This is a genomic window from Microbacterium sp. HJ5, from assembly GCF_054824025.1.
In genome coordinates this window covers 86,984-112,240 of the sequence record NZ_JSYE01000019.1, presented here as the reverse complement: position 1 = coordinate 112,240, position 25,257 = coordinate 86,984, and the positions used below count along the sequence as shown (strand labels likewise).

Genomic DNA, 25,257 nt, shown 5'->3' with positions numbered 1-25,257 from the left:
CTCAGGGCGCGAGGCGCTCGACCGTGCGCGGCCGCACGATCAGCCACAGCGAGACCGCACCGATCACCGCGCAGCCGACCATGACCGAGGCCATCGTCGTCGCCGTGATGCCCGACCCCGCCGACACCCAGCCGACGACGGGAGTGATGACGCCCGCGACGCCGAAGTTGGTCGCGCCGATGATGGACTGCGCGGTGCCGGCGGCCTTGCCGTGGCGGTCGAGCGCGAGCACCTGCACGCAGGGGAACGTGAAGCCGCACGCCGTCATGAAGACGAACAGCGGCACGACCGTGCCCCACAGGCCGAGGCCGAGCTGGTCGGTGATGATGATGGCGGATGCCGCGACCACGAGCACGCCGGTCGACCACGCCATCACCCACTGCGGCCCGAAGCGCGCGGCCAGTCGCGCGGCGATCTGCACGCCGACGACGACGCCGAGCGAGTTGGCCGCGAAGAGCAGGCCGTACTGCTGCGCGTTGAAGTCGTAGGTCTTCTGGAACAGGAACGAGGACGCCGAGAGGTAGGAGAACAGCCCACTGAAGGTCATGCCGCCGATGATGAGCACGCCGATGAACACGCGGTCGCTGAAGACGCTCTTGTAGCGCTGCCAGACAGTCGTCGAGCCCTTCTCGTGCCGCCGCGCCGGCGGCAGTGTCTCGGGGATGAAGATCGCGGCGGCGACGAGCATGACGCTGCCGTAGACGCCGAGCACGACGAAGATCCCGCGCCACGGCATGAACGCCAGGAGCGCAGAGCCCACGAGCGGCGCGAGCACCGGGGCGACGCCGGACACGAGCGCCAGGCGCGACAGCATGACGACCAGGCGGCGACCGCCGAACAGGTCGCGCACGACGGCTGCCGCGATGACACCGCCCGCGGCGGCGCCGGCGCCCATGAACACGCGCGCCAGCGAGAGCAGCTCGAGGTTCGGGGCGAGCGCCGCTGCAATGCTCGCGAGCACGTGGAGCGCGGTGACCACGAGCAGCGGCGTGCGACGGCCCACCTTGTCGCTGAGCGGTCCGACGATGAGCTGGCCGAGCGCGAAACCGACCATCGTGCCGGTGAGGGTCAGCTGGATGGCGGCGGCCGTCGTCTGGAACTCCGACTGCAGCACCGGGAACGCCGGCAGGTAGAGGTCGATCGTGAACGGCCCGAGGGCGGTGAGCGCGCCGAGCAGCACGATGTAGAGCACGCGGCGGCGGTGCGGGATCGAGTCGCCCGGGTGGAGGACGATCGGCGCGGTCGCCGGGTTGGGTCCGAGGGTGCTGATGGCGCCCGTCGAGGACGGCGCGGGCACGCGCGGGGTCGAGGAGGTGTCTGCGGGGCGCTGGGTGGGGATGGAGGCGGTGTCGAGCAAGGTCACATTCGTTTCGGCGGCGATGCGGGAAGGCGTCGACGCCGAAGAACGGCTCAGGCGCACAGCGGGAGAGGGAATCGTCGAGGCGACGTCGAATCGATTCGAGAACCCATGATACCGGATGCCCCGGCCCGGCCCGCAACCCGCGGGACACGGCATCCGCTCGCCTCGGTGTCATCTGCGGACCCTGTGGGCGCCTTCCCAGCCGCCGTTCGAATGCGCTCGAATAGGATTGCGGGTGTCCTGTCCCTTGCCCGCGGCGCCCTCTGCGTCTCGCCGGGTGCCCGAGCCGAGATCACGCACATGACCCCGACACCCCCGAGCCCCTCCGACAAGCGCGCGAGCGGCAACCCCGCCAAGCAGGCCGAGATCAACCTCACCGTCAAGCAGCAGCGCGAGCAGAAGCGGCAGGAGAAGCTGGCCGAGTACCAGAAGCAACTCGCCAAGCGCCGCCGCAGCAAGCTCGTGTGGTGGGTCGTCGGCGTCACCGCCGCCGTCGTCATCGTCGGCCTCATCGTCGCCTCGATCGTGTTCGCGCCCGCACCGCCGGCGTCGTACACGCCGGGCGGCGAAGGAGCCGAGATCGAGGGCGTCGAGACGTACGAGAACACCACCCAGCACGTCGAGGGCACCGTCGAATACGAGCAGTCCCCGCCGGCCGGCGGCCCGCACAACGCCGCCTGGCTCAACTGCGGCATCTACGACCAGCCCGTCCCGAACGAGAACGCCGTCCACTCGATGGAGCACGGCGCGCTCTGGGTGACCTACAACCCCGACGACATTGCCGGCGAAGACCTGGAGACCCTCGAGTCGCAGCTGCCCTCGACGTATGTCGTCCTCTCGCCGTACGAGGGCCTCGACTCCCCCATCGCCGTCACGGGCTGGAACCACCAGCTCAAGGTCGACTCGGCCGACGACGAGCGCATCGCGCAGTTCTTCGAGGAGTATTGGCGCAGCTCCGAGGTGCCCGAGCCGAACGCCGCCTGCACCGGCGCGATCGACGCTCCCGGCAAGCGCTGAACCTCGCGATGAGCGACGAGCCGACCACCCCCGCGCCTGCGCCCGCGCAGCGCTGGTGGGTGGTCGTGCTCGTCCTCCTCGCCGTCGCCGCCCTCGCCTTCGCGATCGGCCGCTTCTCCACCTTCGGAGCGCAGTCGCAGGGCAGTGCCCCGGCGACGACGTCGCCCGAGGCGGGGTTCGCCCGCGACATGCAGGTGCACCACTCGCAGGCCATCGAGATGGCGATGGAGATCTACCGCAAGACCGACGACCCCGAGCTCCGCATTCTCGCGTACGACATCGCCACGGGCCAGTCGGGGCAGCGCGGCGAGATGTACGACTGGCTGGTGCAGTGGGGGCTGCCGCAGTCCGGCGAGCCGATGATGACGTGGATGAGCGGCTCCGACGCCGGCCACGCGCACGGCGGCACCGGCGAGGAGCCCCTCACCGACGAAGAAGCCCACGCGGCCATGGGCATGGCCACGGCGGCGGAGATCTCCGCGCTCGAGGACGCGACCGGTCAGGAGGCCGACTGCCTGTTCCTCGAGCTGATGATCCGCCACCACGAGGGCGCGATCCCGATGGCGGATGCCCTGCTCGAACTGGGCTCGGAAGCGCGCCCCCTCCAGGTCGCCCAGACCATCAAGGACGGCCAGACCGCCGAGATCGACGCGATGGAGTCCATCCAGACGCGGCTCGGCTGCGGCTGAGGCATCCGCTCCGTTCCTCCCGTTCGGACGCACACGCGACGCGGCGCACGTGCCCCCCGGTACGTGCGCCGCGTCCTGTATGCGGACTCGTCAGCCCTTCGTGCTGCCTGCCAGGAGCCCTCTCACGAAGAACCGCTGCAGCGAGATGAACACGATGAGCGGGACGATCAGGGCGATGAACGCCCCCGCCGTGAGGAGGAACCAGTCCTGCCCGCGGTTGCCCGTCATCTCGGCCAGCAGCTTCGTGATCGGCGCCACGTTGCCGTCGGCGAAGATCAGTGCGACGAGCAGGTCGTTCCAGACCCAGAGGAACTGGAAGATCGCGACCGACGCGATGGCCGGCATCGTGAGGGGCAGGATGATCCGGAAGAAGATCTGCCCGTGACCGGCGCCGTCCACCCGTGCGGCCTCGATCACCTCGTGCGGGATCTCGGACACGAAGTTGTGCAGCAGGAAGATCGTGAGCGGCAGGGCGAACATCGTGTGGGCGATCCAGACCTGCGCGTAGCCCGCGGAGCCGATCGCCTCGATCACCGGGAAGCCGAAGATCGTGCCCTGCGAGAACAGCTGCAGGAGCGGGATCAGCGCCATCTGGATCGGGACGATCTGCAGAGCGAAGACCAGCACGAACAGCATCCCCTTGCCGCGGAAATCCATCCACGCGAACGCGTAGGCGGCGAGCAGGGCGATCGAGATCGGGATGATGGTCGCGGGGATGGTGATCGCGAACGAGTTCACGAACGCCTGCGCCATCGTCAGCTGGCTGTTGCCGGCCTGGAGCGCCGTCGCATAGTTGTCGAGCGTCCACCCCCAGTTCTCGAAGATCGTCCACCAGCCGGTCGTCTGGATCAGCTCCCGCGGACGGAACGAGCTGATCAGCAGCCCGAACGTCGGGATGGTCCAGAGGAGCGCGATGATGAGGGCGGCCAGGGTCGCCCACCGCGATGTCAGGCGCTTCTTCGTCGTGCCGAACATGTCGCGGTCCTGCCGGCGGGCACCGCGAGAGAGCTCCTTCTTGCTTTCGTCGTCCATCGGCAGGTCGACGGGCATGACAGCACTCATCAGCGGGCCTCCCTCTGCTTCTTGAGCTGCACGGCGTTGTAGATCACGATCGGCATCACCAGCAGGAACAGGATCACGGCGAAAGCGGCCGAGCGCCCCGCCTCGAAGCTGCGGAACTGCGTGTACATCTCATTCGCGATGACCGACGTGTTGTTGGCGCCCGCCGTCATCGTGCGCACGATGTCGAACACCTTCAGCGAGGCGATCGAGATCGTCGTCAGCACGACGATGAGAGCGGGACGGATGCCGGGGACGATGACGTTGATGAACTTCTGCCAGCCGTTCGTGCCGTCGAGCTCGGCGGCCTCGAGCTGCTCGGCGGGGACGCCCTTGATCGCCGCCGACAGGATCACCATCGCGAAGCCCGTCTGGATCCAGATGAGCACGACGATGAGGAACAGCGTGTTCCACGGTTCGACGGCGAGGAAGTTGACCGGCTGCCCGCCGAACCACACGATCACCTGATTCAGGAAGCCGATCTGATCGGTGTCAGCCGGGCGCGCGGTGTACATGAAGCGCCAGATGATCGAGGCGCCGACGAACGAGATGGCCATCGGCATGAACACGAGGATCTTGTAGATCCTCTCGCCGCGGGTCTTGTCGATGAAGTACGCGTACGCGAGCCCGGCGATCGTGGAGACGATCGGGGCGACGAGGACCCACACGATGGTGTTGAGGATCACGCGCACGTTCTGCGGCTGCGAGAAGATCCACTCGAAGTTGTCGAACCCGACGAAGGCGGTGCCGCGCGAGTTCATGAACGCCTGGAACCACGTCTGGATCGTGGGGATGATGAGCCCCACCACCAGCAGCAGAATGGCCGGGGTCATGAAGCCGAAGAGCTGGAAGAGAGACCCTTCGCCGCCCTTGGCGCGCTTGTCGATGAAGAAGAACACGAGGCCGAGGACGGCCGCGGCGGCGATGGCCCACTGGTAGGACTGCAGGAACCAGAGGAACAGCGCAGGGAACGCCACGCAGGCGGCCAGCCGGATGAACGTGTACACGCGGCCGGGGCGAGGGGCGATCTCTATGAAGAACAGGATGAGCAGGACCACGAGCAGGAAGACCCCGACGATGACGAGGATCTCCAGCCACGGGTTGAGCGTGCTCACCCATCTCAGGAAGTCGGACATGGGTTCCTTTCGAGTGCGTCGTCGGACTCGGGCAGGTGCTCAGGGGTGGGTGGGGACGGGGCCGCCGTCGTCGCCGGCGACCCCGTCCGCGTCACGCGCCCGTCATTCCGACGGCCAGCCCGACTCGATCTGCTCCAGCACGGTGTCGAGATCCGTGCCGTTGACGTAGTCGACCATCCCCTTGAAGAAGGTTCCGGCGCCGACCGCGCCCGGCATCAGGTCTGACGCGTCGAAGCGGAACGTCGTCGAGTCGTCCTGCAGGATCGAGATGGCCTCCTGGAGGATCGGGCTCGAGGCGCTCGCCGGGTCGAGACCCTTGTTGGCGCTGATCACGCCGCCGAGCGAGACGCGGCTGTTCGCCCACTCGGGGCTCGACAGGTACTCCTGCACCTTGACGGTCGCCTCGGAGTCGTCGAACGCTGCGACGATCTCGCCGCCGCCCGTCACGACCGATCCCTCGGCTGCGCCGCCGCCGGCGAACGGCGGGGTCAGGAACGCCCAGATGTCGCCGTCCTCGCCCACCTCGACGCCCGCGTCGACGAGGAAGCCGTCGAAGAAGGATGCCTGGTGGTGCAGATAGCACGAGCCGTCGGCCATCGCGGCCGCGGGGTCGGTGCCGAACGGCGTGGTGACGATCGTGTCGATGCCGCCGAATCCGGCGTTGACGTACTCGGGGTTGAGCGCGATCTTGCCGAACTCCTCGAACGCCGACTTGATCTCCGGCGCGGTGAAGGGGACCTCGTTCTCGACCCACTGGTCGTAGACCTCGGTGCCCGACTGCCGCAGCACGATGTCTTCGACCCAGTCCGTGCCGGGCCAGCCGGTGGCGGCGTCGGAGTTGAACCCGATGCACCAGGGCGCCTGGCCGGTGTCGGACTGGATCTGCGCGGTCAGGTCGAGCAGGCCCTGCCAATCGCTCGGGACCTCCCAGCCGTTCTCGGCGAACTGCGCCGGCGAGTACCAGACCCACCCCTTGACGCTGGCCATGAGCGGTGCGCCGTAGAGCGTGTCGTCGACCGTGCCGTAGCCCGCCCAGTCTTCCGTCCAGTACTCGGCGACGTTCGCCGCGACGCCCTCGGGCGCCGGCAGCACGAGGTCGCGGCTGGCCATGTCGGCGAGCAGGCCCGGCTGCGGGAAGATGGCGAGGTCGGGGGGCGTGCCGCCCTGGGCGCGCACGGCGATCTGCGCCTCGAACTCCTTCGACCCCTCGTACTGGATGTCGATGTCGTTCTCCTCCTCCCAGGCGGCCCAGGACTCCTCGAGGAGCTCCTGCTCGGGGGTGACGATCGTGCCGTAGACGGTCACGACGTTGTCGCCGTCGCCGCCGCCTTCGCCGCCGCCGTTGTCGACTCCCGGACCGCCGCTGCAGGCGGCGAGGGTGAGACCCGTCGCCCCGGCGAGTGCGAGTGTGCTGAGGATGCGGCCTCTTGGTGATGACTTCATTCGTCCTCCTCATTGAGTGCGCGGACCGGCGGGTTCGCCGAGAGCCGCGCGGGGATCATAGGGAACCGATTCCATGCTCACGCTAGGGGATGCTCGGTGCCGATTCAATCGCCGTTCATCACAACTCGGTAAATCCGGGCGAGAGGGTGGCGGATCCCCTCGCTCGACGGCACAATGTGGATGGAACCGGTTCCACAATTCACGCCGAGGCGGCGTGGAGCCGCCTGACTGTCGAGGAGGGCCGATGGCGGGCATCGCCGACGTCGCGCGCGCCGCGGGGGTGTCGAAATCGACGGCGAGCCGCGCCCTCACCGGGGCGGGCTACGTCTCGGAGGAGACGCGCGGGCGTGTGCAGGACGCGGCGGTGGCACTCGGCTATGTGCCCACGACGAGCGCCGTGAGCCTGGTGACCGGACGCACCCAGACGATCGGCGTCGTGGTCCCCACGCTCGACCGGTGGTTCTTCGCCCACGTGCTCGAGGGGATCCAGGACGCCCTGCTCGAGCGCCGCTACGACCTGGCGCTCTACGGCGCCCAGCCCGAGTCCGATGCCCGGAACGCGATGTTCGAGCACTTCCTCGCCCGCAAGCGGTTCGACGGGCTGATCGCTGTGGGGATAGAACCGAGCGCGCACGAGCTGGAGCGCCTGGTGGCGTTCGGCAAGCCCGTCGTCAGCGTCGGCGGCTACGACCTCGGCACCAACGCCGTGTCGATCGACGACCGGGCCGCCGGACGAATCGCCACCGAGCACCTCCTCGGCCTCGGTCACCGCGCGATCACCTTCGTCGGCGGTGATCCCGACGGACGCCGCACGAGCTTCGGCGACCGGCAGCGGCTGGACGGGTACCTCGGAGCGATGCAGGCCGCCGGGCTCGAGGCATCCGCTCGCCATGCGCCGTGCGAGGTGACCATGCCGGGCGGGTACGGCGCCGCCGTCGAGGTGCTCGGCGACCGCCGGACGCGCCCGACGGCACTCGTGGGGGTGTGCGACGAGGTGGCCGTCGGCGCCGTCATCGCCGCACGGCGGCTCGGCATCCGGGTGCCCGACCAGCTGAGCGTGGTCGGGATCGACGATCACGCCTACGCCGAGATGTTCTCCCTCACGACGCTGCAGCAGAAGCCCCACCAGCAGGGTCGCGCGGCGGTGCAGCTGCTGATGTGGCAGCTCGACGATCCGGATGCCCCGACCCATCGCATCTACGAGGCGTCGCCTCTCGTCGTGCGCAGCTCGACCGCGGCGATCGACGACGCGTCGTCGGCGATCGTGGGCGTCGGGCCCTGACGCAGCGCGAGCCTCCCGGAGCCCGCGCACGACGAAGGCCCCGGATGCAGAGCACCCGGGGCCTTCGTGGGAAGAGCGAGATTACTTGAGGGTAACCGTCGCGCCGGCCTCTTCGAGAGCGGCCTTCGCCTTGTCGGCGGTCTCCTTGTTGGCGCCCTCGAGGACGGCCTTCGGAGCACCGTCGACGACGGCCTTCGCCTCACCGAGGCCGAGCGAGGTGAGCTCGCGGACGACCTTGATGACCTGGATCTTCTTGTCGCCGGCGGCCTCGAGGACGACGTCGAACGAGTCCTTCTCCTCGGCCTCTTCGGCGGGGGCGCCACCGGCCGGCGCGCCAGCGGCGGCGACGGCGACGGGGGCGGCAGCGGTGACGTCGAACGTCTCCTCGAACGCCTTGACGAACTCGGAGAGCTCGATGAGGGTGAGCTCCTTGAACGCGTCGAGCAGCTCTGCGGTGCTGAGCTTAGCCATGATGATTCTCCTTGATTGGGGTTGTGCTTAGCCGGGGCCGGTTCAGGCCGCGGACTCCTGCTTCTCACGCAGTGCGTCGACCGTGCGAACGGCCTTCGACGGCAGTGCGTTGAAGACGTAGGCCGCCTTCGTCAGCGAGGCCTTCATCGCGCCGGCGAGCTTCGCCAGCAGGACTTCACGGCTCTCGAGGTCGGCGAGCTTGCTGACCTCCTCCGCGGTCAGGGGGTTCCCGTCGAAGAAACCGCCCTTGATCACGAGAAGAGGGTGTGCCTTGGCGAAGGCACGCAGACCCTTCGCGACGGTGACCGGGTCACCGTGCACGAACGCGATGGCCGACGGACCCTTGAGGTCGTCGTCCAGCGACGTGATCCCCGCGTTGTTCGCGGCGATCTTGGTCAGCGTGTTCTTCACCACGGCGTACTCCGCGTCCTGACGAATGCTGTTGCGCAGCTCCTTGAGCTGGGCAACCGTCAGACCGCGGTACTCGGTCAGCAGAACGGCGGTCGAGTCCTCGAAATTCTTCGTGAGCTCGGCGACCGATGCTTCCTTCTGCGCCATGGCCACTCCTTGTGTGTACGAGACGCTCCGCGATGGCGGGGCGTCGGCCTCGACATCCGCTCATCGGATCTCGTCACGGCAAAGAAAAAAGCTCCGGCGCAAGCGCACGGAGCAGGATTCAGTGAATCATTCGTGTCACCTGCGCGGGCCCCTGCGATGCAGTGCTTCGATCTTCATGCGCTCGCGCGCACGTCGATGACCGGCGGTCTTCGGTTGACACCAGTGTACGTGACCCCCGGGGAGCCGCCAAATCGAGACGGCACCCCGGGGACGACCTCACGCCGGGGGCATCGCCCCGACGGGGGCGGGAGGCTGCTGCGGCTGCGCCGGCATCGCCTGACCGGGCGGCGGAGCGACCGGGGGCTTCGGCGAGCGGCGCCGCCGGATCCATCGCACGAAGAGGATGATCGCGACCGTGACGATGCCGAACCCGAGCAGCCACGGCAGGGCCACGCCGAGCACGACCAGGAGCCCGCCGAGGAACGCCGTGAAAGAGGACCAGCCGACGCCGAGCCCCGCCCAGAAGGTGGCCGGCGCCTCGGCCGGCGGTGCCTGCGACGACAGCGTGAGGGTCAATGTCGAGAACGAGACCCGCTCGGCGATCTCGGCCTGTCGCGTCAGGTAGCCCTCCAGCTCCGCCTGGCGCGCGGAGACCTCCCTCTCGATCGAGAGCAGATCGGGCACCGAGCTCGCCTCGGCCTGGAACGACGTCAGTCGCGCGATCGTCGTCTCGAGCGCCGCGATGTGGGCGTCGATGTCCTGCACATCGGCCGTGACGTCGACGGTCGAGGTGTTCAGCGACTCGACAGTCCCCAGCGCACGCAGGTCGTCGATGGCGGCATCGAGTGCTTCCGCCGGAATGCGCAGCACCAGCGTGGACGAGGCCGTCGCTCCCCCGGCATCCTCGTCACGCCACTCCTCGCGCCCGTCGATCCGACCGTCGGCGGCGTCGACGATGCGCGTGGTGCTGGCCGTCGCGTCTCCCACGTCGTCGACGACGATGTACATCTGCCCCTCGATGACCACGGAGCGATCGGCCTCGGCGGCCTCTTCTCCGCCGCCGTCACCGGCGCCCGCACCGCTGACCCCGCCCCCGGCGTCGCCGCCCTCGACGACCGCCGGCCCGTCGGCGCCGCTCTCGTTCGAGCCGCCGGCCGAGCATCCGACGAGGCCGAGGGCGAGCAGCGCCAGCACCGCGAGCGCCGTCTGGCGCGTGGCGCGGCGCGGGCGCGGCATCGGCTGAAGGGCGGTTCTCTCGTGTGCGAGGAGGCTCATGGCCACACGGTAATCGCTGTCCGACCGCGCCGGAACACGGTGCCGTGTCGGTCGGATAACGATGCGGACGCGGCGGCCGCGCGTCGTGATCAGGCCGTGATGAAGTCGCGGTACCGATCGAGTGCGGCAGCCACCTCGGCGTCGGTCGCCGCCCCGGGCGTGAACAGCTCGGGCACCGGGGTGTCGGCGTGGCGCCCGACCGCGATCGAGTGCGTCCACACGCCGATCGCCTCGCCGCGGGCGACGATGATCGGCCGCACGATGCCGTTCATGCTCGGCCCGATGGCCTTCAGGAACTCGGGCGCGCACGGCACCGACCTGTCGACGTACGACAGGTAGTACTCCTCGAACGGCGGCAGCGCGACGACGTCGGGCGCGGTGGCACTGCGCCGCGGGCGCTCCCCCGCGGCCGCGTAGAGCGGCTCGGGCAGGTCGTCGACGACGACGAGGCGATCGGATGCCCGTTCCGCCGCCGCGCGGGAGACACCGAGCGGCAGACCCGTCCACCACGCGAAGTCGCGGGCACCGGCGGGGCCGTGCGAGGAGATGTAGCGGAAGAACAGCTCGGCGAGCGGATCGGCGGGGGCCGCGGCATCCGTCACCCATTCGTCGTGCAGCACGAGGAACTGCTCGCGCGTCGGCCCGCTCTCGCGCGGCACCACGGGACCCTGGCAGACGACCGTCCGCAGCGAGAGCGCGACGAGCAGGTGATAGCCGCGCTGTCGCGCGGTGCTGACGCCACCGGCCTCGAAGACGTCGAAGAGCTCTTTGCGGGCAAGGCGGTTGCCGCCGCGGAGAGCCGCGCGGGCGAGGCGCTCGGCGCGTGCGATCTCGTCGTCGTCGATGGCCTCGGCGCGGCGCACGGCGGCGGCCTGGCGCGCCTGCCGCTCGCCCGTGATCCCGAGCACCCACGCCAGGTCGCGTGCCGGGATCAGATGGATGGTGCCGCGCTGCGTCCATGAGCGCACGATCTCGCCGCGGTCGAACGCCGCGTCGACATCGCGGACCGTCGTGCGACCACGCGTGCGAGCCGCGATCGCCCACCGCCCACCCCAGAACTCCTGCGCCTGGGTCGCGAGCATGTGGGTCGCCGCGCCGAGGACCGTCGGCGCGGGAGCGCTCAGCCGGTGCGACCGGAGCCGTTCGTGGCGGAGCGTGGCGACTGCGGGGGGCGTGGACACCATGCCCCCATCATGGCGCGGTGATCCGACGTCAGGCGAAGGGGCTGGCGGTGAGCGTGTACTTCGTCTGGAGGTACTCGTGGATGCCCTCAGCGCCGCCCTCGCGACCCAGGCCCGACATCTTCCAGCCGCCGAACGGCGCGGCGGCGTTGGAGACGACGCCCACGTTGAGGCCCATCATGCCGGTCTCGAGCCGCTCGATCATGCGCTGACCGCGCGAGAGGCTCTCGGTGAACACGTACGAGACGAGGCCGTACTCGGTGTCGTTGGCGATGCGCACCGCGTCGTCCTCGGTGTCGAACGGGATGATGGCGAGCACCGGTCCGAAGATCTCCTCGCGCAGGATGTCGCTGCCGGGCTGCACGTCGGTGACGACGGTGGGCTCGTAGAACGTGCCGTCGCCCTCGACCTCGTTGCCGCCGGTGCGCACCTGTGCGCCGCGCTTGACGGCATCCGCCACGAGCGTCGCCGCCTTGTCGACCGCGTCCTGGTTGATGAGCGGTCCGATCGCGACGCCGTCCTCGGTGCCGCGGCCGATCTTCATCGACTGCACGCGCTCGGTGACACGACGGGCGAACTCGTCGGCGACCGAGCGCTGCACGATGAAGCGGTTCGCGGCCGTGCACGCCTGGCCGATGTTGCGGAACTTCGCGAGCATCGCCCCGTCGACGGCCTTGTCGAGGTCGGCGTCCTCGAAGACGACGAACGGCGCGTTGCCGCCGAGCTCCATGGAGGTGCGCAGCACGCCCTGTGCCGCCTGCTCGAGCAGGCGCTGACCGACCGACGTCGATCCCGTGAACGACAGCTTGCGCAGGCGGGGGTCGCGGATGATCGGCTCCGACACCTTGCCCGACGTCGAGGTCGTGAAGACGTTCACGACGCCCTTGGGCAGCCCCGCGTCCTCGAGCAGCTTCGCGAACGCGAGGGTTGTCAGCGGCGTGAGCTCGGCCGGCTTGATCACGACGGTGCAGCCCGCGGCGAGCGCCGGCGCGATCTTGCGGGTGGCCATCGCGAGCGGGAAGTTCCATGGGGTGATGAGGAAGCACGGACCGACGGGGTGCTGCGACACGATCATGCGGCCGGTGCCCTCGGGGTTCGCGCCGTAGCGGCCCTGCACGCGGGCGGTCTCCTCGCTGAACCAGCGCAGGAACTCGCCGCCGTAGCCGACCTCGCCGCGCGCCTCGGCCAGCGGCTTGCCCATCTCGATCGTCATCAGCAGCGCGAAGTCCTCCTTGCGCTCCTGCAGCAGGTCGAACGCGCGACGCAGGATCTCGGCGCGCTCGCGCGCCGGCGTCGCCGCCCACGCGGGGAAGGCGTCGACCGCCGCGTCGAGGGCCGCCTTGCCGTCCTCTGCCGACGCGTCGGCGATCTCCTTCACCGTGTGGCCGGTCGCAGGGTCGTAGACCTTGAGCGTGCGGCCGCCGCTCGCGGCACGCCACTCGCCTCCGATGAACAGCCCGTCGGGGACGGACGCCAGCAGCTCGGTCTCACGGTTCTCGGTCACGGGGACTCCCTTGTCGTCGAGCGGATGCCTCGGCATCGGTGGTCTGAGTGGTTCGAGGGCAATTCTGCCCGGGGCCGCGCACCGCGGCCGATATACGTGGTGTACAGGGTGGAGGTCACTGTCGCCCCGGTGGACAGCGCTAGGAAGCGTCTGCCATCGCCGCGCGCTGGTCGCGCAGCGCGCCCGCGAAGAAGTCCGCGAGCTCGTCGGTCGCCGTCAGCGGCAGCACCGCCGCGACGTACTGGTCGGGACGCACGACGACGACGACGCCGTCGCGCGAGAGCCCTCGCTCGGCGAAGATGTCGGCCGTGCTCCACGCGCTCGGCCCCGCGGCGTAGACCTTCTCCCAGTCGGTCAGGCCGAGCGGCCCGGTCTTCGGCAGGAAGAGGTTCGGCGCCTGCGTGACCTCGATGGCGTCGTAGGGCTGCTGGTAGATCGCCTTCACGTCGAAGACCGCGTCGATGTCGGCGCCGGCCGGGGTGTGGCGCGCGATCGGCGCGTCGTCCGACGCCATCCACTCGGCCCAGCTCGTGAGCGCCGACTGCTCGCCGGCCGGGGCGGCGTCGGCGAAGGCGTACACGCGCCACCGCCCGTCGGCCTTGGCGTGGTGCCCGAGGTGCACGACGTTGCCATCGCACACGCGCACGACCTCGACGGATTTGAAGCGCTTGCCGAGGGGGAAGCCCTCCGCGAGCGCCTGGTGCGCGGCATCCGCCACCACTGCCGACCGGCCGTACTGCGTCATGAATCCGGACGGGAACTCGGCCGTCGCGAGGTAGTAGGTCGCGAGATCCTGCGGGTCGGTGATCTCCTCGGGCTTGCGGGCCATGAGGGCCGACCACTCCTTGTCGAAGTCGATGAGCTGCTGCGCCACCGGCTGCCGCTCGGCCGAGTAGGTCGCGAGCAGCGCCGGGTCGCTCAGCCCGGTGAGCACGTGGCCGAGCTTCCAGCCGAGGTTGAAGCCGTCCTGCATGGACACGTTCATGCCCTGCCCGGCCTTGGCGCTGTGCGTGTGGCACGCGTCGCCGGTGAGGAAGACGCGCGGGTCGTGCGCCTCGCCAGGGTCGACATCGTCGAACTTGTCGGTGACGCGGTGACCGACCTCGTAGACGCTGTGCCACGCGACCTGCTTCACGTCGATCGAGTACGGGTGCAGGATCGCGTTCGCCCGGCGGATGATCTCTTCGATCGGGGTCTGCCGCACGCGGTGGTCGTCGTCTTCGGCGACGGCGCCGAGGTCGATGTACATGCGGCTGAGGTAGCCGCCCTCGCGGGGGATGTGCAGGATCGCGCCCGCCTGCGACGTGATCGCGCACTTGGTGCGCCAGTCCGGAAAGTCGGTGTTGACCAGCACGTCCATGACGCCCCACGCGTGGGCGGAGATGCCGCCGACGTGCTTGCGGCCGATGGCTTCGCGCACGCCGCTGCGCGCGCCGTCGCAGCCCACGACGTACTTCGCACGGATCGTGCGCTCCTCGCCCGCGCGCTCCCCCGCCGTGTGCCGCACGCGCACCTCGACGGGGTACGCGCCCTGGTCGTGGAGGGTGAGCCCCACGAACTCGATGCCGTAGTCGGGCACGATGCGTCCAGGACCGTGCGCGGCGGCCTCGGCGAAGTAGTCGAGCACGCGCGCCTGGTTGACGATGAGGTGCGGGAACTCGCTGATCTTGAACGCGTAGTCCTCGGTGCGCGCCGTGCGCACGATGTTCGCGGGGTTCTCGGGATCGGGGCCCCAGAAGTTCATGTAGGCGATGTTGTAGGCCTCGGCGACGATGCGCTCGGCGAATCCGAAGGCCTGGAAGGTCTCGACGCTGCGCGGCTGGATGCCGTCGGCCTGCCCGAGCACGAGCCGCCCCTCGCGACGCTCGATGATGCGGGCCGAGACGTCGGGGAACTGCGAGAGCTGCGCGGCGAGGAGCATGCCCGCGGGACCCGACCCGACGATGAGCACGTCCATCTCGTCGGGGAGGCCGGCCGGCCGGTCGAGACCGATGCCGGCGGCGTCCTGCACGCGCGGCTCACCCGAGACGTATCCGTGGTGGTGGAACTGCATGGATCTCCTCCTCGGACGGCTGCGTCCAGATCGCGCGCGTCGTCGCTTGCGGGGCGGGAGGTCGTGTTCTATATTCGAACGCGACGTTCTACTATTGAACAGATCGTATACGACCTTCGACGATCCGGGCAAGGGTCCCTCGCGAGGAGGACGGATGGCGACCGACCCGCAACCCGCGTCGCAGACCCTGAGCCGCGGCATCCGGATCCTCGAAGTGCTCTCCGACGCACGCGGCCCCCTGACGATCGACGAGGTCGCGACCCGGCTCGGCGTGCACCGCTCGGTCGCCTATCGACTGGTGCGCACCCTCGAAGACCACGGGCTCGTCACGCGCGACCCCAACGGGCACCTCGCGCTCGGCGCGCGCATGGCGGCGCTGGCCGCCGGCGTCGCGCACGATCTGCAGGCCGAAGCGCTTCCCGAGCTCACCGACGTCGCGAACGAGCTAGGCATGACGTGCTTCCTGAGCGTCCTCGACCACGACGAATGCGTCACGCTCGCGAGCGTCGAGCCGCGGCACGCGGTCGCGTCCGTCGCACAGCGGCCGGGGACGCGGCATCCGGTCACGCGCGGAGCCCCCGGCAAGGCGATCCTGTCGCTGATGCCCGAGGCCTCGTGGCCCGCCGATGTCGGCACGGCGCTGCGCGCGGAGGTGACGGATGCCGCATCCCGCGGCTTCTTCGAGAGCCATGACGAGGTCATTCCCAGCCTGCGCGCGGTGGCGGTGCCGCTCGTGCTGCGCGGGCGGGGCCCGGCCGCGATCGCGGTGGTCTACCTCGCGAGCACGTGGGAGCCGGCCGAGGTGGCGGCCCGGCTGAAGCGCTCCGCGGCCGTCATCCGGGGCGCGCTCGGGGGCTGAGCGCCGACGCCGGGGGTCAGGCGGGGTACTCGGTGACGAAGCGGATGTTGTACTCGGCGACGCGCTGCGGAACGCCGGCGAACGCCTCGGCGCGGGCGTCGGACGCCATGTACTCCTTCTCGAGGGCGAGGAACCCCGCTTCGTCGCCCTCGGCGCTGACCGCCCACACGAACTCGTTGGTCTCGCGGAGTCCGTACGCGAACTCGATCGCGAAGCCGGCGGCGGGCCGCACGCGCGGCATGCAGCCCTCCCACCAGGCGACGAAGGCGTCGTACTCCCCGTCGACGAGCGTGTACCGGCGCAGCTGGATGGTCCTCATGCGTCCATCCTGCCGTCGCCCGGTGCTGTGGCATACTCGTCACGTCCGGCGGGGACGAACCCGCCGGTGCTCGAAAAAAGGGCACGCAGCGCGAACGCGCGAGACACATACGGCCTCACACCCGTTCCGTCTTGCAGGAGTTCCCGCATGCCCACTGTCTCCGCGCACGTCGCCCTCACGCTCGCCCGCCACGTCGACCACGTGTTCGGCGTGATGGGCAACGGCAACGCCTACTTCCTCGATGCCCTCGAGCGCTCGACCGCCGCCACGTTCACCGCCGTCCGGCACGAGGCCGGGGGCGTCGTCGCCGCCGATGCCTTCCACCGCGCGTCGGGCCGCCTCGCCGCGGCGACCGCGACCTACGGCGCCGGCTTCACCAACACGCTCACCGCCCTCGCCGAGGCCGTGCAGGCGCACGTCCCCCTCGTGCTCGTGGTCGGCGACGAGCCGACCTCGGGCCCGCGCCCGTGGGACGTCGACCAGATCGCCCTCGCCTCGGCCGTCGGGGCGCGCACCTATACGGTCGGGCGAGCGGATGCCGCGGCCACGACGGTCATCGCGATCGAGCACGCCCTCACCTACCGCGTGCCGACCGTGCTGGCGATCCCCTTCGACGTCGCGGCGCGCGACGCCGGGCCCGTGCCCGAGGCACCGGAGCCGCGCCTGCCGGCACCGCTCTCCCCCGCCGGGCCGTTCGCCGCCGGCGCGATCGACGACATCGCCGCCGCGCTCGCCGGTGCGAAGCGGCCGTTCCTGCTCGCCGGCCGCGGAGCCTGGATCTCGGGCGCCCGCGACGCGCTCGGTGAGCTCGCCGACCTCACCGGCGCGGTGACCGCGTCGACGGCGCTCGGCCGCGGCGTCTTCCCCCGCGGCGCGTTCGACCTCGGCGTGACGGGCGGCTTCGGGGCGGAGGGCGCGATGGAGCTCGTGCGCGAGGCCGACGTCGCCGTCGTGTTCGGGGCATCCCTCAACCAGTTCACGATGCGGTTCGGCGACCTGTTCGCTCCGGGCACGCGCGTCTTCCAGGTCGACGTCACTCCCGCGGCGACCCATCCGCACGTCGGCGGATTCGTGCGGGGGGATGCCGCGACCGTCGCGGGCCTGCTGACCTCGGCCCTCCGCGACCGCGGCGCCGCGCCGAGCGGGTGGCGCGAGTCGGTCGACATCGCGGACGCGCGCGGCTACGACCGCGGCGACGGCGTCGCGCCGGACGGGCGCCTCGACCCGCGCTCGGTCGCCGCACGCATCGCCGAGCTGCTGCCGGCCGACCGCGTCGTCGTTTCGGACGGCGGCCATTTCATCGGCTGGGCGAACATGTACTGGCCGGTGGCCTCGCCCGATCGCATGATGATGGTCGGCACGGCGTTCCAGTCGATCGGCCTGGGCTGGCCGTCGGTCCCCGGCGCGGCGCTCGCGCGACCCGAGTCGACCGTCGTGCTCACGTCGGGCGACGGCGGCGGGCTCATGGCGCTGTCCGACCTCGAATCGGCGGTGCGCGTCGCCGGCGGCCGCGGAATGGCCGTCGTGTGGAACGACGCGGCCTACGGCGCAGAGGTGAACCTGTACGGGCTGAAGGGCCTCGCGAAGGAGCCGATGCTCATCCCCGAGGTCGACTTCGCCGCGCTCGCGGCCGGCGTCGGAGCCGAGGGAGTCGTCGTGCGGACGATGGCCGACCTCGAGCGTCTCGCGTCGTGGGCGGCCGAGGATGCGGCATCCCGCCCCTTCCTCGTGCTCGACTGCCGCGTGTCGGGCGAGGTCGTCGCGCCGTACCAGCACGAGATCATCCGCGTGAACTCGTAGCCCGCGAGTCGGGCCGTGGCCGTCGCGGAACACTCGATGGCGGACCGCGCATCGGTCGTGCGCGAGCTTCACCTCATCGGCCGCGTGGCGGATCGCGGGATCCGAGATCACTATCAAGATGAGGACGGCGCTGCGGCGGCCGCGCGGACCATCGAGGCCGAGCTCAGCCCCTGACGGAGGCTCGCCCGGCGACGAACGTCTCGACGACGCGAGCCGTCAGCAGCGACCGTCCGCCGGCAGCGAAGGGGTCGGTGTCGAGCACGACGATGTCGGCCACGAACCCGGGCGCGATGCGACCCCGCCAGTCCCCGTCGCCGACGGATGCCGCGGCATCCCGCGTCGCGTGCCCCAGGGCTCGCTCGAGCGGGAGCGCATGCTGCGGCTGCACGGCCTCGACGGACGGGTCGAGGGCCGACGCGCGCGTGCTCGCGACGTACATGTTCGCCAGGGCGGAGTAGGGAGCGGTCGGCGCATCGGTCGAGAAGGCCAGCAGCGCGCCGGCATCCTCGTACTCCTTCCACGCGAAGGCACGCTCGACGCGGTCGTCTCCGAGCATCGCCACCCAGTTCGCGAAGATCGCCGGATCCGAGTGCACCGGCTGCATCGATGCGGTCACGCCGAGCCGGGCCATCCGCTCCGCCGTGCCGGGTGCCGCATATTCGAGGTGCTCGATGCGGTGACGCCGGGGCCTCTCGCCGTTGCGGTCGATCGCGTGCTCGACCGCGTCGAGCGCGATCTGGCTCGCGTGGTCGCCGATCGCATGCATGGCCACCTGCAGTCCGGCTGCGTCGGCGGCCGCGACGACGGGATCGAGCTGCGCCGGCGGCCAGATGGGGTCGGCATTCGAGCCGTCGGCATACGGGTGCCGCATCGCAGCCGTGCACGCGTCGATCACCCCGTCGAGGATGAGCTTGATCCCGACGACGCGCAACCAGGGCGTCGATTCGCCGTCGGCGAGCTCGGCTGCGCGTGCGACCTGTGCGAGGTTCGCCGCGTCGTCGCCGGTGTTCTCGACGAGCCAGTGCGCGGCGACGCGCAGGGGCAGCTCGCCGCCACGACGATCCTGCGCCCGCTGGAACGCGGCGAGGCCGTAGTCGTCGAATGCCATGTCGACCACGCCCGTGACTCCGGCAGCGAGATAGGCCTCGAGCACGCGCTCCACGTCGGCATCGCGGTCGGCGTCGTTCGTCGTCGCGTCGCGGTGGGCCCACGCATACTGCGTGGCCGCGGTCTCGAGCAGCAGGCCGGTGGGCTCGCCGTCGTCGTCGCGCACGATCTCGCCCCCGAGCGGATCAGGGGTGTCGCGCGTGATCCCGAGCACGGCCAGGGCGGCCGTGTTCACCCAGCACGAGTGGTAGTCGTTCGCGTCGAGGAAGACGGGGACGTCGGCGACCGCGGCATCGATCATCGCGGCGGTGGGCCTGCCGCCGGGGATGGCGTCGAAGAGCCACCCGCGACCCCGGAGGTCCTTCGCATCGGGGTCGGCCGCGCGCGCGTCGCGCAGCAGACGCTGGATGTCGTCGAGGGTGCGGGCGTCGGTGAGCGGCACCTGCCCCAGCGAGGCCCCCGTCATGAGCAGGTGGGTGTGACCGTCGGTGAATCCCGGCAGCACGAGGCGTCCCCCGAGGTCGACCGTCTCGCGGGCGGCGGGCGCATCGGCCGACAGTCCGACCCAGCCGATCGTCTCGCCGTCGACGATGAACGCCTCGGCGAAGACCCCCGCGTCGCCGTCCGCCGTGAAGACGCGACCGTTCGTGTAGAGAATGCCGGCGCCCCCGGTCGCGCGCCCGGTCACGGACGGCCCGCCTTTCCGAGGGCCGAGCGCTGGAGCAGCGCGTACAGGCCCGCCGAGACGATGATGCCCGCCGGAACCGACAGGTCGACGTACCCGGTCGCCTCCGCGATGGGTCCCGCCCAGACGCTCGTGGCCAGGCACAGCGCCGTGACCAGCCCGCCGACGAGCAGGGCGGCGATGCCCGGGATGCTCCAGCCACCCTGGTACCAGAACCGCCCGCCGCGGTCGGTGTCGAAGAGCTCGAGCCCGTCGTACGCGTAGCGCCGCATGAGGGCGTCGATGGTGAAGATGGCCATTGCGGGGCCGGAGACCACGACGAGGAACTGGAGCATGAGGTTGGCGGCGTCGACGAGGTTGGACGAGAGCACCAGGTAGATCGTGAGCGCGGTGCCCACGATCCCCACGATGACCGTGGCAGGGATGCGCTTCAGGCGCAGTCCGATCGCCTGCAGAGCCATGCTCGAGGTGTACGCGGTCATGCCGTTGAGGGCGATCGTGTTGATCACGACCCCGATGACGAGAACCGGCCCCAGCCAGACGGGCAGCAGGTCGAGCAGGGCGACATCGAGTCCGGCGTCGATCGACTCAGGGGTGAGCGCCGTCGCCAGCAGGGCACCGATGATGGTGAAGACGACGAACGGAACGCCGCCGCCGAGTGCGGTCGCCGCAGCGATATGCGAGGGCTTCGCCGACCGAGGCAGGTACCGCGCGATGTCGGGGCTGTTGATGAACGACAGCGGCGTCGACGCGAGGATCGTGAACCCGATCGACATCGCCGACCACAGCGCCACGCCCTCCAGCGGCTCGGCCGGCGCGTACTGCCAGTTCACCGAGGGGAGGATGAACGCCGCCGCGAGCAGGAAGATGACGAACACGGCTGCCGAGAGGAAGGGGAACAGGCGCAGGATCAGCCCGTGGCCGAAGACCGCGACCACCACCGTGACCGCCGAGACGACGAGCGTGACGCCGATCGGCACCCACACCGGATCGGTCAGGCCCCACCGCCGCAGCAGATCGGCCCCGAGGAACGACGACGCCAGCCACGTGAGCGAGAGGAACACCGCGCCGATGAACCAGCCGACGAAGACGACGAACAGCCGGTTGCCGACCACGCCGTACATCGCCCGCGTGATGACCGACCCCGAGGTGCCCGCCGCCGGGCCGCTCGCGGCGATCAGCCCGGGGAAGATCCAGAGCAGCGCCGCCGCGAGGACGACGATGATCGCCTGCCACATCTCCAGGCCCAGCAGAATGAGCGTCGCGCCGATCGTGAGGCTCAGGATGCTGACATTCGGCGCCGCCCAGACCAGGAAGAGGTCACGCGCGCGCCCGTGGCGCTCGTCGTCGCCGATGAGCTCGATGCCGCGGGTCTCGGGGTGCGCGGCGGAGTCGGCCGTCCGATCGCCGGGAGGCTGGGTCTCGATCATGATGTCCTCTCGTCCGGGCCTCATCGCCCGGAAGCTCCGGAGACTATTGGTCGCATGCCCAATAGACTATTGGTCACACATTCAATAGCATGAGGGTCATGACGTCAAGTGCCGTGTCGTCCCGATCTCGCAAACGCCCGGAGGAGCGGCGAGCCGAGATCCTGGCCGCCGCCGCCGACATCGCACTCGAGGAGGGTCTGGAGCGGATCACGCTGCGGGCCGTCGCCGACCGGCTCGGTGTGCGTCCGGGCTTGATCACGCACTACTTCCCCGCCGCCGACGAACTCGTGCTCGAGGCATTCGAGCGTGCGGCCGTCGGAGAGCGCAGCCGGTTCTTCCCGACTCTCGGCACACCGGTGCAGCGGCTCGCGCATTTCATCGAGCACGTCGAGAGCGGGGCATCCCTCGCCCTCGCCCGCCTCTGGCTCAACGCTCGCCACCTCTCGCGCTTCAGTCCGGCCCTCGACACGCTCCTCCAGGAGCAGGACGCCCTCGACCAGGCGCAGCTCATCGCGCTGATCGAGTACGGGATCGCCCACGGGGACTTCGCCGATGTGGATGCCGAGACCGCCAGCATCCGGATCTTCATCGCCGTCGACGGCGGCGGGTCCTACGTCAACACCGCCGCCGTCATCGACCACCCGGCGCACGTTCACTTCTCCCGCGACGTCGCGGAGTGGACCCTCGGCCTCGCGCCCGGGACTCTGGAGAACGCGCAGGGCGTGAAGGGTTGACGCGAAGGCCGCTCGCCGACCGCGCCCGGTGTGAGAGCCAGAAGATATGCGCTTCGCAGGACGCGAGGAATGCTTCCCGACGACGCTTCAGTTCGCGCGAGTGTGCGGCGCCATCCCCTTCTCGCTGCACGAGCGCGGTCGGCGAAAGAGAGCGCGGACGTGCAGGTGAGCGGCGGGACTTGAACCCGTTACTCACTCGACCGCATGCCGGTGCCTCTGCGGGCGCGGCGCCTCAGACCTCATGGGCCGAGGGTTGCGCTAGCATCTGGCGCAAACATCGACCTAGATTGCGGGTCCGCATGTCCTGGATCGACTACGTTGTTCGCGCCTTCCACCGGCGCGGGATCCCGTCGTGGGTAGTCTTCGTGGTGGGCTTCGCGGCGCTCTCCTTCGTCATCAACCTCGGCAAGTGGCAGGACGGCACGTCGGAGTTTCCGGCCATGCATCCGGCAGCTCTCAATGGGTTCTACTTCCCGTTCGCGATTGCGGCTTACGGCCTGCTGACACGTGCGGCCGGCCGAGCCTTGAGCCGGATCGAGCCGGGGCTGAAGGATGTCGACGTTCCGCGCGCCCGTCAGCGTCTGACGACGATGCCGATGTGGCAGAGCATCGTCGCGTTGCTGCTCGGTGCGGCGATGGCGGGCGCGCTGATGCTGTTCGTTCCCGCGTACACCGAGAACGTCGCTTCCCCGCTGCTTCCGGTGCTCATCGTGGGGGTCGTCGGCTTCGCGATCAGTTACGGGACGACGGCCGTCGTCGGCTGGCAGTGTCTGCGGATCATCGCGACCGTTGTCCACCTTCACCGCCATGTGCCTGTGGTCGACTTGTTCCGGCCAGGCTCGGCGCACGCCTTCGCTCCCGTTACAGCGGGCGCGGGAATCTATCTCATGTCGAGCATGCTGTGGACTGGGATCAGCAACCCCGCCTCGCTGGCAGCGCCCGTGACGATCGCGCTCATTGTGCTCGCGGTGGTTACGGCGGTCGCTGCGTTCGTGCTGCCATTGATGGCCATGCGGGAGCGACTTCTGGACGCGAAGCGCGCTCTCGCCGACGAGAATGAGGCACACGCGGAGGCAGCCACCGAGGATCTGTACGCCGCGGTTGAAGCCGACGCCTACGAGACCGTCGGCGGCATCCAGAGCGCGCTCGACGCGCTTGCCGCGCGAAGGGAGCAGATCCGTCGCGCCTCAACCCTGCCCTGGGAGGGGCGTGTCGCGAGCGCCTTCGCCACCACGCTGCTCGCCCCCATCGCGATCTGGCTCATCACCGCATCCGCAGGACGCCTACTCGGGTTCTAGCGTGATCGCGGAGGGGTCAGTCACCGCGCGCGAACGGGGCACCGATGCGCGTGAGACGAGGTCTACTGCGTGTCAGGCCAGTCGGCTGGAATCTCGCGCGACTCGGGCGCAGGTATCACTCCTTGTAGTCCTGTAATCGTGTCGGCGACGCCCTGGCCGGAGTCGCGCAAGAAGAGCATCACCTCACCGTCGGTATCGAGCGGGTCGCCGTACGGGTACGGGCTTCCGGATTCACAAGTCCGAGGGGAGGAGACCACTTCGATCGCCTTTTCTCCGTTCCCCACGATCCACTCAGACACCGAGACGCGCCAGACATTCGCGGTTTCGCCGTATCGCTCGCGGGTCCCGGCAAGCCTGTCGACCGTTCCAATGGCAACCCGGTCCGCGTCAGCTGCGGCAGCATCTGGAGTGTCGAACCACACCCAGTCCACGCACGTGGAACTGGTGGGCGGGACCGCGACGCATCCACTGAGTACGGTGGCGAGTCCGATAACCACGGGCAGGATGCAGTTCCAGCGTCGACAGGTCATGTCTCGAGGATGGACCAAGTGGCTGTAGCCCAACAACGCCGCGGGCCAATGGTCGGTCCTCCAGCGAGCGGCTTGTGAGGGTGCGAATAGCATGGCGGATTTGCATAGACAGCGGCTGCCTCCGCGGACGCAATTACGCCCCGCGCCAGAACTGCCTGGCGGCAGAGGTCTCGTCGATCCCCCGAGGCCAATCGCTGCGGCTAACGCGCGTCTTCAGCGAGGAAGATTTCCGTCGGGTCCGAGGTGTGAGTGGAGAGCTTCGCGCGTGAACTTGGCATGAAGAAGGTTGCCACCGCTGCGATGAGCGTCGCCCCGATGGTCAGCACCGCGGGTAGCCAGGGGATGTCGAAAAGGAACTCCCAACCGACGGGAAGATGCTCCACGCTTGACAGAAGGAGCCAGCCCAGCCACGTGCTGAGAAAGGTGAGCAGCACGAACAGGCCCTTACCCCAGGCGGTGTCGAGTCGCCAAGCTGTCACTAATGTTCCGAGGATGACCATCAGGGTCGTTGCCAGCCCCACTGCGACGCCGCGGGCGCACGCGTCCAGTACGTACTCCCACCCGATCTCGTTCCCAAAGACCAGGTAGTAGACCATCAGGAACGCGACGGTTGCCACGGTTCCGACGATGGAGCTGTAGGCGATCACCTTCCAGTACAACACCATCGTCGACCTGGTCATGCTTCGAGACTAAGCCGGACTGTGCCACTTCAAGATGATTCGCGTGGACCTGGCTGGCACGGAATGAGAGCCGTGGACCTACATGCCACCGCTCGACCAGCGGTTCAGATGAGGGGCACATCGGCGTACTGACCCGGCCGACCGATAGCCGGTCGTCGTGCGGGCGACATACGCAGCGCCAACGCGAACAGTGTCGAGCGCGTAGGCGTGGCTTTCGCCGCTAGCTGGGTTCCTTCAGCCATCCAACTCGGGTGCGCCGCTGTGATGACGGTGGCACCCTCGGCGGCATGAACGAAATACAGATCGGCTACGCCAGGGTCTCAACAGCGGATCAGGACCTCACCTCGCAGCGAGACGCACTCCTGCGACTGGGAGTTCTCGATTCAGCACCTCCTCGGGCTCGCCGCTGAGGTTCAACGACCACCGCCCCTGCTCGACGCTCAACACCACCTCCGTGGCGGCGTCGATCTCGCGCTTCCGCTCTGCAACGCGATCCTGCCACTTAGCTTCCCGGGCGTCGTCATCGGTCATATAGTCGTAGTCGCTGAGGAACTTCTTCCTTCGCGCTGGCTCGCCCTCACGGTCTGCGGCGGTCAGCTTGTCGCGAATGTACCCGGCGAGCTCTTCGACTTGTTTGATCAGTTGCCGCGGGGCTGGGATGTCCCCGACCCAGACCGCTTGTTGCACACTGCCTTTCGCGCGCTTACTCGTCGTCGGCACTCGACCTCCCCATTCACTCGATAGTGACGATATCGCCCGGTGCGGACGTGGCGACGACAGACTCCCG

25 protein-coding genes are annotated in these 25,257 nt (G+C 69.5%); 9 read left to right on the top strand and 16 right to left on the bottom strand.

Annotated elements, in window-relative coordinates:
• Nucleotide 1: 1 nt before the first annotated feature.
• A complete protein-coding gene (locus tag OB08_RS10645) occupies nucleotides 2-1,357 on the bottom strand; it encodes a multidrug effflux MFS transporter (protein WP_461474516.1) in 1,356 nt (451 codons plus the stop codon).
• Between OB08_RS10645 and OB08_RS10640 the strand changes: the two genes are divergently transcribed.
• From OB08_RS10640 to OB08_RS10630, 3 genes are all read left to right on the top strand, one after another.
• Nucleotides 1,269-1,472 (top strand): hypothetical protein, encoded by a 204-nt coding sequence (locus OB08_RS10640; protein ID WP_461474561.1) that lies wholly within the window; start codon nucleotides 1,269-1,271, stop codon nucleotides 1,470-1,472. The genes OB08_RS10645 and OB08_RS10640 overlap by 89 nt on opposite strands.
• A gap of 188 nt (nucleotides 1,473-1,660) precedes the next feature.
• On the top strand, nucleotides 1,661-2,377 hold the full coding sequence (locus OB08_RS10635) for a DUF3105 domain-containing protein (RefSeq protein ID WP_461474514.1): 717 nt from the start codon (nucleotides 1,661-1,663) through the stop codon (nucleotides 2,375-2,377).
• Between the two features lie 8 nt (nucleotides 2,378-2,385).
• Nucleotides 2,386-3,066 (top strand): DUF305 domain-containing protein, encoded by a 681-nt coding sequence (locus tag OB08_RS10630; RefSeq protein WP_461474512.1) that lies wholly within the window; start codon nucleotides 2,386-2,388, stop codon nucleotides 3,064-3,066.
• Nucleotides 3,067-3,156: 90 nt separating this feature from the next.
• Here the strand turns inward: OB08_RS10630 and OB08_RS10625 are convergent, their stop codons facing one another.
• The 3 genes from OB08_RS10625 to OB08_RS10615 form a co-directional block, all read right to left on the bottom strand.
• Nucleotides 3,157-4,128, bottom strand: coding sequence for a carbohydrate ABC transporter permease (locus OB08_RS10625; protein ID WP_461474510.1), 972 nt, complete (start codon nucleotides 4,126-4,128; stop codon nucleotides 3,157-3,159).
• Nucleotides 4,128-5,261, bottom strand: a complete 1,134-nt coding sequence (locus tag OB08_RS10620; RefSeq protein WP_461474508.1) for a carbohydrate ABC transporter permease — start codon at nucleotides 5,259-5,261, stop codon at nucleotides 4,128-4,130. The genes OB08_RS10625 and OB08_RS10620 overlap by 1 nt, the downstream gene beginning before the upstream one ends.
• Nucleotides 5,262-5,363: 102 nt before the next feature.
• Complete coding sequence (locus OB08_RS10615) at nucleotides 5,364-6,704, bottom strand: ABC transporter substrate-binding protein (RefSeq protein WP_461474506.1); 1,341 nt, start codon at nucleotides 6,702-6,704, stop codon at nucleotides 5,364-5,366.
• 244 nt (nucleotides 6,705-6,948) lie between these two features.
• Here OB08_RS10615 and OB08_RS10610 point away from each other — a divergent pair, with 244 nt between their 5' ends.
• Nucleotides 6,949-7,986 carry a LacI family DNA-binding transcriptional regulator gene (locus tag OB08_RS10610; protein WP_461474504.1) on the top strand — a complete coding sequence of 346 codons (1,038 nt, stop codon included), beginning with the start codon at nucleotides 6,949-6,951 and terminating at the stop codon, nucleotides 7,984-7,986.
• 81 nt (nucleotides 7,987-8,067) lie between these two features.
• On the opposite strand, the gene rplL is transcribed toward OB08_RS10610, so the two are convergent.
• The 6 genes from rplL to OB08_RS10580 form a co-directional block, all read right to left on the bottom strand.
• Complete coding sequence (gene rplL, locus OB08_RS10605) at nucleotides 8,068-8,457, bottom strand: 50S ribosomal protein L7/L12 (RefSeq protein ID WP_461474502.1); 390 nt, start codon at nucleotides 8,455-8,457, stop codon at nucleotides 8,068-8,070.
• 42 nt (nucleotides 8,458-8,499) lie between these two features.
• The gene (gene rplJ / locus OB08_RS10600) at nucleotides 8,500-9,015 is read right to left on the bottom strand and encodes a 50S ribosomal protein L10 (RefSeq protein WP_461474500.1); all 516 of its coding nucleotides are present in this window, start codon (nucleotides 9,013-9,015) and stop codon (nucleotides 8,500-8,502) included.
• A gap of 276 nt (nucleotides 9,016-9,291) precedes the next feature.
• The gene (locus OB08_RS10595) at nucleotides 9,292-10,290 is read right to left on the bottom strand and encodes a DUF4349 domain-containing protein (RefSeq protein ID WP_461474498.1); all 999 of its coding nucleotides are present in this window, start codon (nucleotides 10,288-10,290) and stop codon (nucleotides 9,292-9,294) included.
• A gap of 89 nt (nucleotides 10,291-10,379) precedes the next feature.
• The gene (locus tag OB08_RS10590; RefSeq protein ID WP_461474496.1) at nucleotides 10,380-11,474 is read right to left on the bottom strand and encodes a DNA glycosylase AlkZ-like family protein; all 1,095 of its coding nucleotides are present in this window, start codon (nucleotides 11,472-11,474) and stop codon (nucleotides 10,380-10,382) included.
• A 28-nt stretch (nucleotides 11,475-11,502) separates the two neighbouring features.
• Nucleotides 11,503-13,011, bottom strand: coding sequence for an NAD-dependent succinate-semialdehyde dehydrogenase (locus OB08_RS10585; RefSeq protein WP_461474494.1), 1,509 nt, complete (start codon nucleotides 13,009-13,011; stop codon nucleotides 11,503-11,505).
• 103 nt (nucleotides 13,012-13,114) lie between these two features.
• Nucleotides 13,115-15,028, bottom strand: coding sequence for an FAD-dependent monooxygenase (locus OB08_RS10580; protein WP_461474492.1), 1,914 nt, complete (start codon nucleotides 15,026-15,028; stop codon nucleotides 13,115-13,117).
• A gap of 154 nt (nucleotides 15,029-15,182) precedes the next feature.
• On the opposite strand from OB08_RS10580, the gene OB08_RS10575 reads away from it, so the two are divergent.
• Nucleotides 15,183-15,887, top strand: a complete 705-nt coding sequence (locus tag OB08_RS10575; protein WP_461474490.1) for an IclR family transcriptional regulator — start codon at nucleotides 15,183-15,185, stop codon at nucleotides 15,885-15,887.
• Nucleotides 15,888-15,903: 16 nt separating this feature from the next.
• Here the strand turns inward: OB08_RS10575 and OB08_RS10570 are convergent, their stop codons facing one another.
• The gene (locus OB08_RS10570) at nucleotides 15,904-16,206 is read right to left on the bottom strand and encodes a hypothetical protein (protein WP_461474488.1); all 303 of its coding nucleotides are present in this window, start codon (nucleotides 16,204-16,206) and stop codon (nucleotides 15,904-15,906) included.
• 147 nt (nucleotides 16,207-16,353) lie between these two features.
• On the opposite strand from OB08_RS10570, the gene OB08_RS10565 reads away from it, so the two are divergent.
• Nucleotides 16,354-18,006 carry a thiamine pyrophosphate-binding protein gene (locus tag OB08_RS10565; protein ID WP_461474486.1) on the top strand — a complete coding sequence of 551 codons (1,653 nt, stop codon included), beginning with the start codon at nucleotides 16,354-16,356 and terminating at the stop codon, nucleotides 18,004-18,006.
• Nucleotides 18,007-18,042: 36 nt separating this feature from the next.
• Complete coding sequence (locus OB08_RS10560) at nucleotides 18,043-18,180, top strand: hypothetical protein (protein ID WP_461474484.1); 138 nt, start codon at nucleotides 18,043-18,045, stop codon at nucleotides 18,178-18,180.
• On the opposite strand, the gene OB08_RS10555 is transcribed toward OB08_RS10560, so the two are convergent.
• Complete coding sequence (locus OB08_RS10555) at nucleotides 18,170-19,801, bottom strand: amidohydrolase (RefSeq protein WP_461474482.1); 1,632 nt, start codon at nucleotides 19,799-19,801, stop codon at nucleotides 18,170-18,172. The two genes, OB08_RS10560 and OB08_RS10555, sit on opposite strands and share 11 nt — an antisense overlap.
• Complete coding sequence (locus tag OB08_RS10550) at nucleotides 19,798-21,228, bottom strand: purine-cytosine permease family protein (RefSeq protein WP_461474480.1); 1,431 nt, start codon at nucleotides 21,226-21,228, stop codon at nucleotides 19,798-19,800. Before OB08_RS10550 ends, OB08_RS10555 begins: the two co-directional genes overlap by 4 nt.
• A 98-nt stretch (nucleotides 21,229-21,326) precedes the next feature.
• Here OB08_RS10550 and OB08_RS10545 point away from each other — a divergent pair, with 98 nt between their 5' ends.
• Entirely contained in the window at nucleotides 21,327-21,962 is a 636-nt protein-coding gene (locus tag OB08_RS10545) for a TetR family transcriptional regulator (protein WP_461474478.1), read from the top strand.
• A 299-nt stretch (nucleotides 21,963-22,261) separates the two neighbouring features.
• Complete coding sequence (locus tag OB08_RS10540) at nucleotides 22,262-23,260, top strand: hypothetical protein (RefSeq protein ID WP_461474476.1); 999 nt, start codon at nucleotides 22,262-22,264, stop codon at nucleotides 23,258-23,260.
• A gap of 62 nt (nucleotides 23,261-23,322) precedes the next feature.
• On the opposite strand, the gene OB08_RS10535 is transcribed toward OB08_RS10540, so the two are convergent.
• The 3 genes from OB08_RS10535 to OB08_RS10525 all read right to left on the bottom strand — a co-directional run bounded on the left by OB08_RS10535 (nucleotide 23,323) and on the right by OB08_RS10525 (nucleotide 25,190).
• Nucleotides 23,323-23,790 (bottom strand): hypothetical protein, encoded by a 468-nt coding sequence (locus OB08_RS10535; protein WP_461474474.1) that lies wholly within the window; start codon nucleotides 23,788-23,790, stop codon nucleotides 23,323-23,325.
• 200 nt (nucleotides 23,791-23,990) lie between these two features.
• Nucleotides 23,991-24,470: a hypothetical protein gene (locus tag OB08_RS10530; RefSeq protein ID WP_461474473.1), complete on the bottom strand. Its 480-nt coding sequence runs from the start codon at nucleotides 24,468-24,470 to the stop codon at nucleotides 23,991-23,993.
• Nucleotides 24,471-24,809: 339 nt separating this feature from the next.
• On the bottom strand, nucleotides 24,810-25,190 hold the full coding sequence (locus OB08_RS10525; protein ID WP_461474471.1) for a hypothetical protein: 381 nt from the start codon (nucleotides 25,188-25,190) through the stop codon (nucleotides 24,810-24,812).
• Nucleotides 25,191-25,257 lie beyond the last annotated feature (67 nt).